This window comes from Clostridium massiliamazoniense, from assembly GCF_001403635.1.
Classification (GTDB): domain Bacteria; phylum Bacillota; class Clostridia; order Clostridiales; family Clostridiaceae; genus Sarcina; species Sarcina massiliamazoniense.
In genome coordinates, this window is record NZ_LN879464.1 from 30361 (window position 1) to 44542 (window position 14182).

Here is a 14182-nt window from a genome sequence, read left to right on the forward strand (position 1 = left end):
AATTTAACAAATCAATTAGGTAGGGCTTAGGTTCTGCCTAATGATTTACATAATTTATAGGATTTATGTGATTTATGAGAGATAGAAAGGTACGTATGATGAAAGATTCAAGAAATAAAATAATAAAAATCATATTATGTGTTTTCGTAGCAGTAAGTATTTTAATCGCAGGTTATTTCTTTTATCAATATTCCTTAACTCAGAAAAGGAATTCAGAATTAACAAGTAAGAGAAGTAACAAATATATAACTAATCAAAGTATAAAAAATCAAGATGATCCAAGTGTAATAACAAAAATTTCTCACGATATAACAGGTAAATTAGATAAGTTACAATGGAATACTGGGAATATTGGTGTATGGCATCTAAATAAAACAATGCCTACATATGAAACTATAAAGGCTGAATATGACAATGCTCATAAGATAAATAAAGATGTAATTGGATGGATATGGATTGAAGGAACAAACATTAATTATCCTGTCGAACACAATCCTAATTCAGACACTTATTACCTACACCACAATTGGAGAAATCAAAAATGGTGGAATGGAGCTATTTTCTTAGATAAATCTATTCCAAGCCTAAATGAACATACTTTACTTATACATGGCCATGACATGTTAAATAGTTTAATGTTTGCCGAGTTAATGAACTTTAGAAATAAAGAATTTTTCAATCAACATAATAAAATCGTACTTTTTGATGGGGAAAATAACCAAGAAGAAGTATTTAATCCAATCGGATGTTTCTATGCTGAACCAAGTCAAAAATTTGAATTCAACATACCACAAGACCAACAAGAGAAATATTATAAGTACATGGAAAGCAAAAGTATTTATCCTGTTGAGCCTGTAACAAGTAACAAATTCTTATTCTTAAATTCATGTTTATCAAATGGAACACATGAGCATCTGATAGTAATGTCACAAGAAATTAAACATATCTCTTAGTTTAAGGTTTATCATTGTTTTTTTATATATAAATACCACATTTAAAGGATGGTTTAAAGGTTTAATTAATCTTTAAACTGTCTTTTTTATTTATGCTCTTTTTCTTTGTTCATAAAATATTTACATAATTTAAGTTCAAAAAATCATTATAAATCAACATATTTAAGGTATATAGGAATTTTTATTTAAATCACTTCTTTTGGTGATGATTTTAAACAAATAAATTTAAATTAGCTTTGCTAATGACGGAAATAAATAAATGGTCAAATAGGACTGATAGGAAGAAAAGGAGGAAGTGGATATTATTCTCTTTTGGAAGCGAATACCATTTACGAGAATAGTATTTACGAGTATATTATGGAGAATACAAAAACTAGAATTAACAGTTTAAAGAAAGAGGAAAATCAAAAAGATAAAAAATTAAGAAAGGTTTCAAAACCAGAGTTATACAAAATTAATTTAGATAATGATGTTGCAAAATCTTATACAACTTTACTTAATAAGTTTTCTCAATATTATAAATTTAAAATAGAGGAATATTTATTAAATAATAATAAAGATTTAGGCTATATGACAGAATCTCAGCTTGATGAAATGATAAAGGAGTTAATAGAAGTCCCTTGTGATTTTGATATAATTCCATTACATGATAGTGAAGCAGAGAGATTATGTGCTGAACTAGTAAGCACTAGAGATAAAAAAATTAAAAGTGATGATGTAAAATTATTAAATTTAACTATCACAGGAACTTATGGTAGCTGTGAAGAGATTTTTATACCTGTAGGAGATTTTGTTGTTCCTAAAAAAACTCGTAAAAGTAAATATTACTTTAGAATGGGGAATGGGAAGAAATATAAAATTTTATCTTTAGAGGATGTCTTAGCATTTTGCTATTTGATTTATGAATCAAAAAAAGTATTAGAAGAAAGCTTGTTTGATAGAGAAGAGGCAGAATGTATTTTTGTTTATGCTGAAAATTATAATAAGGAAAGCTTAGATATATTAGATGATTTCGGTCATAGAAAATATGAGTTTGCATTTCCTTATAATTGGGTTCATGTTTGTCATTTAATTGTTGAAGCTTTTTCTATCTTAAAAGAAAGAGATTTCAGTGATATGCTAGATGAAAAATATAATAAAGGATTAAGAAGTGATTATGCTAAATCATTTCAACAAAAGAAAAGTGTTACTGAAAAAGTATCAAAGGTTATGAAAGAAAGCTCTTTAAATAATTATTTTGAATGTTTAGAGTTGGACCAAGATACCGATTTAATAAAATTCAAACAAATCGAAAGAGAGTTTGAGATTTTAAAAGATAACATAGACTTTAATAAGATATTTAAATTCAAGAAACCTAATTTAAGATTTAGAAAATTAGGTCAACATAAAGCTGCTGGATTATATTATCCTCATGTTAATTGTATTTGTATTGATATTAAGTCACCAAAATCCTTTATACATGAATTGGCTCACTGCTTAGACTATACAATAGATGATAAGATAAATAAATTATCAGCTTCTTTAGATTTTATGAGAATTATTAATACTTATAGACGTATATTTGTTAAAGAAATAAATAGAAATAAAGATACTCCCCTTGGAGCTTATTTAAATAATAAAAAATCTTATTATTTCAATCAAACTGAGATTTTTGCAAGGTCTTTTGAAATCTATTTATCTAAAGTAAAAAAATTAGAAAGTAGCTTTTTAAGATCGGATTTTCAATTATTATCAGGATATGTTTATTCTGATGAATATTTAAATGAAGTTAAGAATTATTTTGATGCTTTACTTAAAAAAGTGGATATAAAGATTAAAGAGGATGTATCTACATTAGTAGCTAAAGATGATGTTTTAGAACTTCAAAAAAATCAAACAGAGGTTGAAAATAAAGAAGATAAGCCAGAGGTTAAAGGTAAAGAAATTGAAAAGAAAGAAAATGAGGAAAATTCTAATAACTTTAGTAAACCTATAGTTGAAAATATTAAACCTATAGTTGAAAATGTTAAATCTAATGCTGGAATAAAAAAAGAAAACAAAGAAAATATTAATGAAAGTGGAGAAAATAAACTTGAGCTTTATGTTCTTAATAATAAAAAGAATGTAAATCAATTGACTTTTTTCAACTTTAACTAATCTTAATAGCACCTTTATATAGGTGCTATTTTTTTATTCACAAATTATTTACAATTTCGAGGTTCAAAAATTCATCATAAATTAGCATATTTAAGGTATATAGGAATTTTTATTTTATTCAATATTTATTGAAGTCTTAAATAAATAAATTTTAATTAGCAATTTAGCTAATGAAGGAAATAAATAAATAGCCAAAAGGCTCACAGGAGGTTTTTATGAATTACTTAATAGTCACTAATTCTTCTTTTTATGTTCAAAGAGACGTAAGTAAATTAAAGGAAGAGATATCATTACCAGAATTTAATTTTATTGATATTAGTGAGAAATTAGATGTGGATTTTATTGTAGATAAGCTAATGATATTACCTATGTTTCCAGATAACTTTAAGTTAACAGTAATTAATATAGCTTTATATTCAAAAAAAGAATTAGAAACTATATTAACTGCTCTTGAAGAAAATTCTGAATTCAACATTATGATAGGTGTTTATTATTTAAAAGATAAACTTGATAAGCTAGACAACGGATTATCAACTTTATTTAAAAAGTTTAACTTCAATATAAAAAAATTAAACTCTATTGATTCTTCAGTAATAAAAAAAATGTTAAATGACAATAATCTTCAACTTAATGTTGAATTATTTGAAAAGCATAATAATATGGATTCAGTAGTAAATGACATAGCTAAAATTTCTTGTTTGGATAATTCTTATCTGAATGAGAATGAGGTAAAAAAATATCTTTCAGATTCTTTAGATTCTAATATTTTTGAACTTATAGACTGTGTTTTAAATAAGGAAATAGAAGATTCTATTAATAAACTACGCATATTATTAGCTAAAGAAAATCAGTTCGTGATTAATTTGCTAATGCTGAAACACTTTAATTTATTAAGATTAGTAAAAAAAGGTGGAACTAATGAAGAGGTTGCTAAAATTGAAGGTTTTAGTGGTGGAAAAGGTAAATCTATAAATCCTTATAGATTTAATCTTTTAAAGAAATCCAATCCTAAAATCAATTTAGATTTTGCAATACAAGAACTTTTAAATAATGATATGAAAAAGTCATTTGATTTAGAGTTATCTTTATTAAAAATATTCAGTAATTAAAAACAAAAGAAATAAATAAATAAATAAAATTGCCATATAAGGCTAGGAGGAAATAAAATGTTATACGAAAAATATAGACCAACAAAATTCGAGGATGTTATTGGACAAGGAGCTAATGCAGAAATATTAAGATACCAAGTTCAAACTGGTAAAATCGCTCATACTTATTTAATGTGTGGGAATCGTGGTTCAGGGAAAACAACAACAGCAAGAATTCTTGCTAAAGCCATTAACTGTGAAAATCCAGTTAACGGAGAACCATGTAATGCTTGTGATAGTTGTAAGAGTATAGACAATGGAACATCTACTGATGTAATTGAAATTGATGCAGCATCTAATAATGGTGTAGATCAAATCAGAGAAATTAAAAATAGTATGAATTATAAGCCTGTAGGTGCTAAATACAAAGTATATATACTAGATGAAGCACATATGCTTTCAAAATCTGCTTTTAATGCTTTATTAAAGACATTAGAAGAACCACCAGCTTATGGTGTATTTATACTTTGCACAACAGAAGAAACAGCTTTACCAATAACTGTTTTATCTCGCTGTCAAAGATATAATTATAAGCATATAAGTCAAGAAGATATAGCTAAGAGATTAAAATACATTGCTGATTCAGAAGGTTATGCTCCTGAAAATCAAGACAAGATTTTAACTTTATTAGCTAAAATGTCTGATGGTGCTGTAAGAGACGGTATAAGTTTATTAGAACAAGTTATAAATGGGAATTTAACTGATTATGATGAAATAGTTAAACTTCTAGGAATAATTTCTAATGAGAATATATTTAAACTTTTAGGTTTAATTTATTCTGGAAATAGTTCAAAAGCAATAGAACTTTTATACAAGGCTTTAGAAGAAGGCGTTGATATTGAAAAATTTATTATGAATTTAGTTAATGTTTTAAGAGCTATCAGTATCGTTAAGACAGGAGCATCAACTAATCTTATCAAAATGACAGAAGGTGATTTAAAGTTAGTAAAACTAGCGGCTACTTCTTTTAATACAAATGCTTTATTTACTATGATAGATATTCTTCAAAAAACATATTCTGAAATTAAAATTTCAGCTTTCAAAGGTGTTTTATTAGAAATGTCTATTTTAAAGATTTGTGAAACTTTAAAAGTACAAGAAGTAGAAAATGAACCAATTCATGCTACTAATAATATTAATCAAGTAGATGCTGTTGAATTAGAAAAGACTATTAGAGCAGAACTTGAACCTAAGATAAGAGAAGAGGTTATGAACGAATTACAACCACAGTTACAAGAAGCTATAGTTGTTTTAAGAAAAAAAATTATAGAAGAAGAAACTGTGAAAATAAGAGAGCAAGTAACTAAAGAAATGTCTATGCAAATGGAAGAAGCTTTAAGACTTAAAGAAAAACAAAATGCTGAGTTAAGACAAGCAGAAATTGAAAGAGCTAAAATTAATCAATTTAAAGTAGCTATTAAAGAAGCTCAAAATAGATTAGTTAAAACTTGTGAAAGTAAAGGTCTTACAAGTCCAATTTACAATGATATAGCTAAAGCATTTAAGAATTCAACATTTATCAAACAAAATGGTGTTAATAAACTTCTTATTTGTTCTTCTAAAGAATATGAAAAAGTTTTAAGAGCAGCATTAAGTAGTGAAAAAATAAAACGTGCTTTTAGCAGTTACTTCATTATAGATGGTATTGAATATGAATTAGATGTTCAATAAAAAACATTTTATAAAAAAATAAAAATAATTAATAAAGAAATAAATAAATAGCCAAAAGGCTCACAGGAGGAAATTAAAATGATAAATACAGTAACTTTAGTAGGGAATATTACTTCAGAAGGAAAATATTATAGCAATAATGGTTTAAAGGTTTATAGCAATTCTATTGCCTTTACAGAAATATATAAAAAGGAAAAAAGAACTCAATTTATTAAATTTAAATGTTTTTATGGCTTTGCTGATTTCTTAAATAAAAGATTAAGAAAAGGAGCAAGAGTAACTCTTTTAGGTTCATTAAGCTTTGAAGAGTATACAACTAAAAATAATGAAAAACGTAAAGATCCAGTTATAATTCTACAAACAATAGATATTCAAGGAAAATTCTACTCAAATAATGAATTTGAAAATGGTTCATCATATACAGTTAATGTTAGCGATATAGCTGAAGGTATCTCTGATGATGATTTTGATGATTTAGTATGTAAAGATATTAAATCAGATAAAATAGAAGAGAAAAATATTGATTTACCTAATGAACTACCTAATAGTGATTTAGAAGTTTCAGATATGGTTCCTGTAGATGAAAAAGCTCCATTTGATGTAGAAACTACAAATGTAGAAACTCAATCTGCTCCTAAAACTGAAAAACAGGAAAATAAAAATATTTTCTTAGCAGCTTTAGGATTATAATAGGTTTATAAATAGAAGAGAAAAAGGATACTTAATACGTAATAAAAAATTTAATAAATTATTATTCTCAGACTTGTATTTAATTTGCTTTTTAGCATTTTAAATTCAAGTCTTTTTTATATTTTCATACAATTAAATTCCTTAAATTCTCTTGTAATTATCAATTTTAAGCAGATTATTTTAAATGGTGTTATTATAAATTCATAATTTTATTCAAAGGAGAAAAACGATATGATTTATGAAAGATTCAAAATAATTTGTAACGAATGTGGAGGGGAAGATTGTTATATTTCAGCAGAAGAACTTTTCTCAGACTGTGGAGATGAAGTTGTAATGTCTATAATATGTCCAGATTGTAAGGAAAGAGAAACACGTAGAATGGATATAATGGAAAGGGAACTAGATTAATGGATGCTGTAGCTATTTCAAAAAGAATAGTATTTAAAAAAAGTGATATTGGAAATAGACATATTGATATAGTAACTATAATAAGAAAAAAATATGTTAATGAAAATATAGGATTTTATATCTATGATGTTGAAAATAGAAATGGTCAGATATATGAAATAATAGGTAAGCTAGGACATTTAAAAATAAACTCTCAACATCAAATAAAGGGATATGTAGTTGAATATAAAAATAAACTTAAAGTAAACGTTTTAAAAATATCATATGTAAATTTTTGCGACTTCGATTTTGAAGATGATGGGAAAGATGATATTGCTAAATGGAGAACTAAAAAATTAAGAGCCTATTTAAAAACGATAATTGGTAGTAAAGAAAAAATTCTATTTGATTATTATGGAGACAGATTATATTATGTCTTAATATATGATAAACATAGTATAAGTAAGGTTAAGGGAATTGGAGAAAAAACACTAAATGATTTAATTAAAAATATTAATTTGTAAGGTTAATTTGATAGATTGGAGTTTTGATGATGGAAAAAGTAAATGTGATTGAAGTAGACGCCTATGCTTGGGATTGTCCTAAATGTGGTCTACATAATTGTAAAGATAAATATTCTAATTTAATATGTGATGGATGTGCTGAAGAATTTGAAGTTGGAGAAGTTACTAACAGATAATAGCCACAAATCTGAGTTTAATATAAACTACAAAAAATATTTGGCATACAAATAACTATTGTAAATTAATAAAATGTTAATTTTAAAGTATTTTTTAGAATTGAATATTTTATAAAAGATATGGTATAATAAGTTTAGGGAAGCCAGAAGTAAGTTTTGGCTTTATGTTTGAATAGAAAATTTTCTGGAGATTGAAGGCTGCAACCTTTAATCTCTTTTTTCTTTATGCTTTCTCTTAGCTTTAAAAGATATATGTTTAAATATCTTGAAATCTATCTCATCAGGTCTAACAATTATCAATGTAGCTAGATAACCTATCAAAATTATAATTGCAACACCTATAGTTGTCGCTAACATATAACACCACCTCAGCTCTAAGCCTTTATTTAACTTACTTCTAGCACATTAAGCTGAGGTACTCAAACATTATTTCCCTAACAATTTTAAATTATATCATAGAAATAATATTATTAAAATAATACCTTGTGATTCTTTAGGATATATTGCTTGTAATATGTACATTTAATTTAAAATAGATAGATTTAATAGGATAGACTATTAAATCTATATTATTATAATAAACTAATACCACTTGATATAAAAAAAGGAGGGATTTTATGAAAAAGAAATTTAAAGATATAAAGTTAAAGCAAAAAGAATGGATATTAAATTCTTTCAGAGTTAATTATGAAAATTTTTTAAAAACAAATAAAAGACATCCTAAAAAAGAAGAATGCTTAGAACTTGTAGAAAGTGTTTATTTTTTAATGCAAGAAAAGGGAATGACACTATCTTTTTATGAAACTAGAAAAGCTTTTTCAAGTAAATTGAATAAATATAGAAAAATTAAATTAAAAGAAAATATTGAATAAAAAAATACTGGAATATGTATCCCAGTATTTTTTATATTATCCAATGTTATTTGTAGCACCTATTATCTCTCTTATAAGGGCTTTATTATTAATAAGGTCAATTACGCTTGATGATTTAATAACGTTTATGCGCCCATTTAGAACCTCTCTCGTAGCTTTGGCTAAATCTTTAAAATCTCCAAAGTCCTCTTCTAAAAATTTCTCTTCATTTTTCTTATATATTGAATTTAAATATTTAAATATTAAGACTTTCATTATATATAATATTTCCTCTTCAAGCCATAACTCTGCATTATCACAAGATAATCCAATCTCTATATAATCTCTATATGATAATAATGCTTCTTTAGCAGTTTTCCAAAGTTTAAAATATACTTTATCATATTTTGATATATCATTTTCTAATAAAAATGCTTTACTGTATTGGTAAACTACATCAACTTTATTATCATCTAGTTTATGTACTACATTTTCATTAAAGAAATCAAATGAAGTCATATTATTTTCAACAATAGTAATACTTTCAATATTTTCATTTTCACAACACATATAAGGGTATAATCCGTATTCTAATCCTAATAAAAGAACATTTCCTTTAGTATCTTTTATACTTTCCTTAAATCCATTATATAAGCATAAATCAATATGATAGTGACCATTGTTAGGGAACTTTGTATCTTGGTTAAATGCAAATAAATAATATGTTTCCCTTAATAGACTATTATAACTATTAGGTTTATAAATATTTAATTCACCACTTGCAACTGGAATATCCATTTCAGATTGTAAATTTACATCAGTAATGAAATTAAGTTTATTAAATATATTTACATCCTCTATAAGCTTATATGGTAAGTTTATATTCTTATAGTAATCTTGTATTTTTACTTTGGTTATTTCATTCAAACTAAAATTTTCAGGTGCTTGAAGCCATGTCTCAAATTCTTTATTCAATTTTATATTTCTTTCTATCTTTTTAAATGTTTTAGATAAATCTTTATTAGTATGTATTCTTATCATTGATGTTCAGTCCTTTTCTGTCTTTTTATAATAAAATCCTTGCACTTAGCGTACAAGGATCATTGAAATTACATTCCTGAGAAAGTTTGATTAGCGTATTGTTGCCATTGTTGTAATTGTTGTTTATTATCACAGCCTAAATTGTTATTTAAAGTATTAAGCTGACTTAAATTATTATCTAATGTACTTCCAAATGGTAATGAATTAATCATTGGAATACCAAAGCCTGTAGATGCAGTTATTATTTTATATTCAGCTTCAGCACTTCCAGCAGCAGCTTGAACAACATTTAATAGGTTTTGAGCTTCAGTTTTTTGTGTACCATTAGAAATTTTTATTATTTGATTTATAGTAGGAACGATAAATTGAAGTGAATTATTTACATATTCTAAAGCTGTATAGTAATTTGATTTCTCTTCTTGGATATTTCCTTTTCCATTTACAATATCATTCCCCATAGTTTTCATTCCATTTAAATACGCTAAAGTATAAACAGTATAAATTTTTATTATATTATTGCCATTATCATTTAAAATTTGAGGATAAACCTGTCTTCCAAATGTTGAGCTATAAAATATTTTTTCATATTGATTTTTAGCTGTTGAAGCAGGATTATTTAATGCTTTAGTTTGATTTAAGCTATTATCATCTTTATTATTGTTTGATGTGTTATTAGTTGCTGTACTTGTCTTAGTAGCTTTATCATTCTTATCTGATGTTGTATCAGCCTTTGTTGTTTTACTTTTTTCTGCTTGGTGCTTGTCTACTGTAGTTGCTTGTTGGGTATTAGCTGATGTATTAATTGTTTGTTGACTATTATTACTTTTAGAAGTATTAACTCCTAAATTAACATCTTTTGAATGTGTAGTTAAAAATACACCAACAACAGCGATTGCCACTACTATAAAAGTAGCAATTCCCCCCAATAATATTTTGAATTTTTTCTCCATATTAAGCTCCTTTCATTCTCTTCTTTAGTTTTTTATATATTTGATTAGAAAATACATATGAGTAATTTTGTGGCATAAATATCTCTAATTATAAATTATAATATCACAAAATCATCTTTTGTTCACAAAAAGTTTACAAAAATAAGGTTCAATTTTTTTTTATAAAACAGCATATTTAAGGTATAAAGGAGGTTTTAGTTAATTCAATATTTATATTGAGGAAATAAATAAAAAAAATCTTAATTAGCAGTAGCTAAGGATTTTTAAAAAAATGACCAATATGGTTATAAGAACTAAAGAAATAAAAATAACACTAGGAGTAATAAAAAAATAAAAAACTTAAAAGAAAAAAATTAAATGGCTATATAGCCCTAAGGAGGAAATAAAGACATGGAACTATTAATTGAAGGAATATTGTTTTTTAAAAATACAATAATTGAGAAAGTTTATAATTTTCTAATAACTAAAAAACAAGGTTCATTTTTACATTTGATATTTTTGATTGGGATAATAATATTTGTGGTTTGGACAACATCAAAAGATAGTTTTAGCCATCTAAATCATTTATACTTTACATTTTATTTTATTTCAGCAATTATATCAGACTATGAAACATCTATAAGAAGAGTAAAAGGTAGATTAAAAACCAACTCAAAAATAGCAAATTTTACTCTTAATAAACTATTTGATAAAATCTTAAGCTATAATTCACAGTTCTTTGCTGATAAATTACTTTTTGCTTATCCAGTTGCTTTAATGTTTAAAGTGCTTCATATTGTATATATCTATCATGCTCCAATATGTTATGGAGATTCTTCATACAATATGTATATGGTTGATCATAACCACCTTGTAGCAACTATTGCGTCTAATTTTAATTTTTCAGTTGCAATGTACTTTGGAATATATGTTGTTTTGGGTTTATTGAGAAAATGTATTTTTTCACTTTTAAGAAACTTAACATATGATTTTAAAAGTAATATGATTAAAAAAAATTTAATAATATGTGGTATATATCTATTTTTTACTTTATTCATTGCAACTTTGTTTGGTAGTGTTGTTGAAAGTATGGTATCGAACAATAATATTTTAATATTAAAATATATAGGAGGATTTATTGTAGTATTTTCAATTTTCTACTGCTTTATACTTCCTTATATTTATGATAATTGTAGCTATACGTTAAAAGAACAATAATTCTTCATACCCTCTAATGTAAATTTCAGAGGGTATTTTCATAAAAAAAGGTAAACTCGAAAGTTCACCTTTTCTTTTACAAAAAATAAGTGTATTATGATTAACAATGACTAAAAACATCCAGACTTAATACCATTCTTTTAAATTAGCTCTTTGCTCTTGTAATCTGTTATATGTGACCATAAACATCTTATCATCTTCTGCATATTGGTTTCTTGATATCCATTGAACTAAGAATAAATGTGCTACATCTAATAATATATAACGTACATAATCATCTCTTACTATAAACCTATCAAAACACTGTTTCAAACTTGATATTATTAATTCCATTCGTACATTCCACCATTTTTCATCAACATCAATATACTCTATATTCATCTCATCAGTAGGTGCAATATAATATATGTCTTCTATAAGCACTTCTCTTTTTATAAATTCTACAAATACATTTTCTTTCACATCTAAATCAACTATTTCCTTATATATTTTTCTTGCCAATGTAATTTTTTGCATACTCTCATCCTTTCGTAAATTAAAATAATATGGACTTGCTCTTTATAAAATATTATACAATAGTAAGTTATTAAATTGTGTAATATTTCACAATTTAATAATTTAATGCCTTTTGGTAATAATGAGAAAATTAATTAGAAGTATCATAAAAGGGACTACTCAAAGCGAGATAGTCCCTTTTTATATGTTTTATTTTTTAAAGTTATTTTTTTTATAATTATTTAAATTTTTATAGTCTCCATTATAGTGATAAGCCTTGCTTGCTCTATCTAGCCAATATTTTTCTTTATCAATTAAATTTTTATAATATTTATTATCAAATATAAATGCAACTAACATTGAATATACAGTAAATATAAATTTAAAAGCAAAATAACTTATCGGTACTCCTATTAAAAATATTAAAATAGCATAAGGACTGTTTAAAATAATTTTTACATATGATGGTATTGGTAATTTAAATTTCTCTAATACCAATACATAGAATTCACAGCATAAAAATAAGATGATAGATGTACTAATTAATGGATGTCTCTTTATTAACTTCATAAACTATTCCCCTTTCAATTCATTATATCTATGATCATCCTTATACTTTTAAAGCTAATTTAAATTTGTTGATTATATTTCTTTCGTAAATATATTTTTTCACCAGTACACTTCAAAACAGATAATTTTTCATGGCAATTAGGACAAACTGCACATATATATGTATCATTAATTTCCTCATAATATATAGACTTACCTACTAAATAAGGTTCTCCCTCTTCTGTTATGAATGGAGCATTTTCCCCACATAACTCACATATTCCATTTGCTCTGATAAAAGCCTTTTTCAATAAAAAATCATTTGCTTTATTCTTAATAATTGAATTGTAATGTTCATTTCTATTGCTTTTTTCTTCAAATAATTCATCTATACTTATATTTAAAGCATTTGCTATTTTGTGTATGTTTTCTGCTGAAGGTATTCTTTTCCCAGACTCATACATACTTATAGATGCTAATGATAATCCTGTAAGTTTAGATAATTCTTGAATAGTTATTTTATTTTTTAATCTTACTTCTTTAATTTTATCTTTAAACATAATTCTATTTTACTAATTGTTAAAGTGTTGGTCAATATTACTAAAAATGAAAACTATAAGTCTTTCTAGGAACATTAGGAGGGTAATTGATATAATATACTTGTAAATTGTCGAACGATTTTATAGAAATAATGGACTTTTATTGTTTACATAAGTAAATAATAATAATATACTTTAATTATATGTTACGATAACGTAACAGGGTGGAAGGAGACTATATGGACAATAAAAAGATAATTAAAGAGTTAGTAGAATTACAGGCTGATGTAGCTAAATCTAGTAAAAATTTAGGACTTAGAACTTTAGGAGATTTAGATTATATGCTACTACTTACTAAAAGTAGACGTGTGCTAAAAAAAAGAACTTATTTAGAGATAGCAGAAAATTTCAAAGTATTTATCTCTAAGCATTTTGAATATAATAAAAATTTTACTGAAAGAATAAATAACTTGATAGATGAAATTAGCAATTCAGAACTTAGTAATTTAACTGCTTTTGGTAATGTTGAAAAAATAAGCAGCTTAGAAATTGAATTAGGCAATTATAGAATAGCAACTTTATTAAATTCAACTAAATAAAAAAAATAGGTACATGGAGGTTTTGAGAATGGAGTTATTAAATTTAAGTTATGAAGAAATGGAACAAGCAATACTTGATAGAGTTGAGTATACTTATGGTGTTGAAAGAGGTTTGCATGATGATATAGCTCTTATGGAAGGTGCAGGAATAATGGTGAAAGAGTTAACTTTTGATAACATTAAAGTTGAAATAAGTATCAATGAGCCTATAGAGGTTGATGAAAATACTTTTATATCAAGTTATAACTTAAAATTCTTATAATTTATTTTAAATAT

18 protein-coding genes are annotated in these 14182 nt (G+C 25.1%); 12 read left to right on the plus strand and 6 right to left on the minus strand.

Features of this window, described 5'->3' with window-relative positions:
- Positions 1-74: 74 nt before the first annotated feature.
- The 8 genes from ARA19_RS00430 (at position 75) to ARA19_RS17305 (ending at position 7685) form a co-directional block, all read left to right on the plus strand.
- Positions 75-953 carry a class B sortase gene (locus ARA19_RS00430; RefSeq protein ID WP_055069003.1) on the plus strand — a complete coding sequence of 293 codons (879 nt, stop codon included), beginning with the start codon at positions 75-77 and terminating at the stop codon, positions 951-953.
- 357 nt (positions 954-1310) lie between these two features.
- Complete coding sequence (locus tag ARA19_RS00435) at positions 1311-3089, plus strand: hypothetical protein (protein WP_055069004.1); 1779 nt, start codon at positions 1311-1313, stop codon at positions 3087-3089.
- Positions 3090-3304: 215 nt separating this feature from the next.
- Positions 3305-4198: a DNA polymerase III subunit delta gene (locus ARA19_RS00440; RefSeq protein ID WP_055069005.1), complete on the plus strand. Its 894-nt coding sequence runs from the start codon at positions 3305-3307 to the stop codon at positions 4196-4198.
- A gap of 57 nt (positions 4199-4255) precedes the next feature.
- A complete protein-coding gene (gene dnaX, locus ARA19_RS00445; RefSeq protein ID WP_055069006.1) occupies positions 4256-5908 on the plus strand; it encodes a DNA polymerase III subunit gamma/tau in 1653 nt (550 codons plus the stop codon).
- Between the two features lie 78 nt (positions 5909-5986).
- Positions 5987-6598, plus strand: coding sequence for a single-stranded DNA-binding protein (locus tag ARA19_RS00450; protein WP_055069007.1), 612 nt, complete (start codon positions 5987-5989; stop codon positions 6596-6598).
- Positions 6599-6829: 231 nt separating this feature from the next.
- Positions 6830-7006: a hypothetical protein gene (locus ARA19_RS17300; protein ID WP_157452201.1), complete on the plus strand. Its 177-nt coding sequence runs from the start codon at positions 6830-6832 to the stop codon at positions 7004-7006.
- Positions 7006-7509, plus strand: coding sequence for a hypothetical protein (locus tag ARA19_RS00455; RefSeq protein WP_055069008.1), 504 nt, complete (start codon positions 7006-7008; stop codon positions 7507-7509). Before ARA19_RS17300 ends, ARA19_RS00455 begins: the two co-directional genes overlap by 1 nt.
- Before the next feature lie 29 nt (positions 7510-7538).
- Positions 7539-7685: a hypothetical protein gene (locus tag ARA19_RS17305; RefSeq protein WP_157452202.1), complete on the plus strand. Its 147-nt coding sequence runs from the start codon at positions 7539-7541 to the stop codon at positions 7683-7685.
- Between the two features lie 207 nt (positions 7686-7892).
- Here ARA19_RS17305 and ARA19_RS17310 read toward each other — a convergent pair whose 3' ends face one another.
- Positions 7893-8042 (minus strand): hypothetical protein, encoded by a 150-nt coding sequence (locus ARA19_RS17310; RefSeq protein ID WP_157452203.1) that lies wholly within the window; start codon positions 8040-8042, stop codon positions 7893-7895.
- A gap of 260 nt (positions 8043-8302) precedes the next feature.
- On the opposite strand from ARA19_RS17310, the gene ARA19_RS00460 reads away from it, so the two are divergent.
- A complete protein-coding gene (locus ARA19_RS00460) occupies positions 8303-8557 on the plus strand; it encodes a hypothetical protein (protein ID WP_055069009.1) in 255 nt (84 codons plus the stop codon).
- A gap of 36 nt (positions 8558-8593) precedes the next feature.
- Here the strand turns inward: ARA19_RS00460 and ARA19_RS00465 are convergent, their stop codons facing one another.
- Both ARA19_RS00465 and ARA19_RS00470 read right to left on the minus strand, forming a co-directional pair.
- The gene (locus tag ARA19_RS00465; RefSeq protein WP_055069010.1) at positions 8594-9577 is read right to left on the minus strand and encodes a hypothetical protein; all 984 of its coding nucleotides are present in this window, start codon (positions 9575-9577) and stop codon (positions 8594-8596) included.
- Positions 9578-9645: 68 nt separating this feature from the next.
- Positions 9646-10527 (minus strand): hypothetical protein, encoded by an 882-nt coding sequence (locus ARA19_RS00470; protein ID WP_055069011.1) that lies wholly within the window; start codon positions 10525-10527, stop codon positions 9646-9648.
- A gap of 390 nt (positions 10528-10917) precedes the next feature.
- On the opposite strand from ARA19_RS00470, the gene ARA19_RS00475 reads away from it, so the two are divergent.
- Positions 10918-11724 (plus strand): hypothetical protein, encoded by an 807-nt coding sequence (locus tag ARA19_RS00475; protein WP_055069012.1) that lies wholly within the window; start codon positions 10918-10920, stop codon positions 11722-11724.
- A 126-nt stretch (positions 11725-11850) separates the two neighbouring features.
- Here the strand turns inward: ARA19_RS00475 and ARA19_RS00480 are convergent, their stop codons facing one another.
- The 3 genes from ARA19_RS00480 to ARA19_RS00490 form a co-directional block, all read right to left on the minus strand.
- Positions 11851-12240 carry a hypothetical protein gene (locus ARA19_RS00480; protein ID WP_055069013.1) on the minus strand — a complete coding sequence of 130 codons (390 nt, stop codon included), beginning with the start codon at positions 12238-12240 and terminating at the stop codon, positions 11851-11853.
- A gap of 189 nt (positions 12241-12429) precedes the next feature.
- Positions 12430-12789: a hypothetical protein gene (locus ARA19_RS00485; RefSeq protein ID WP_055069014.1), complete on the minus strand. Its 360-nt coding sequence runs from the start codon at positions 12787-12789 to the stop codon at positions 12430-12432.
- A 59-nt stretch (positions 12790-12848) separates the two neighbouring features.
- Entirely contained in the window at positions 12849-13328 is a 480-nt protein-coding gene (locus ARA19_RS00490; RefSeq protein ID WP_055069015.1) for a helix-turn-helix domain-containing protein, read from the minus strand.
- 218 nt (positions 13329-13546) lie between these two features.
- Here ARA19_RS00490 and ARA19_RS00495 point away from each other — a divergent pair, with 218 nt between their 5' ends.
- Both ARA19_RS00495 and ARA19_RS00500 read left to right on the plus strand, forming a co-directional pair.
- A complete protein-coding gene (locus ARA19_RS00495) occupies positions 13547-13906 on the plus strand; it encodes a hypothetical protein (RefSeq protein WP_055069016.1) in 360 nt (119 codons plus the stop codon).
- A gap of 28 nt (positions 13907-13934) precedes the next feature.
- The gene (locus ARA19_RS00500; protein WP_055069017.1) at positions 13935-14168 is read left to right on the plus strand and encodes a hypothetical protein; all 234 of its coding nucleotides are present in this window, start codon (positions 13935-13937) and stop codon (positions 14166-14168) included.
- The last annotated feature ends 14 nt before the right edge of the window (positions 14169-14182 follow it).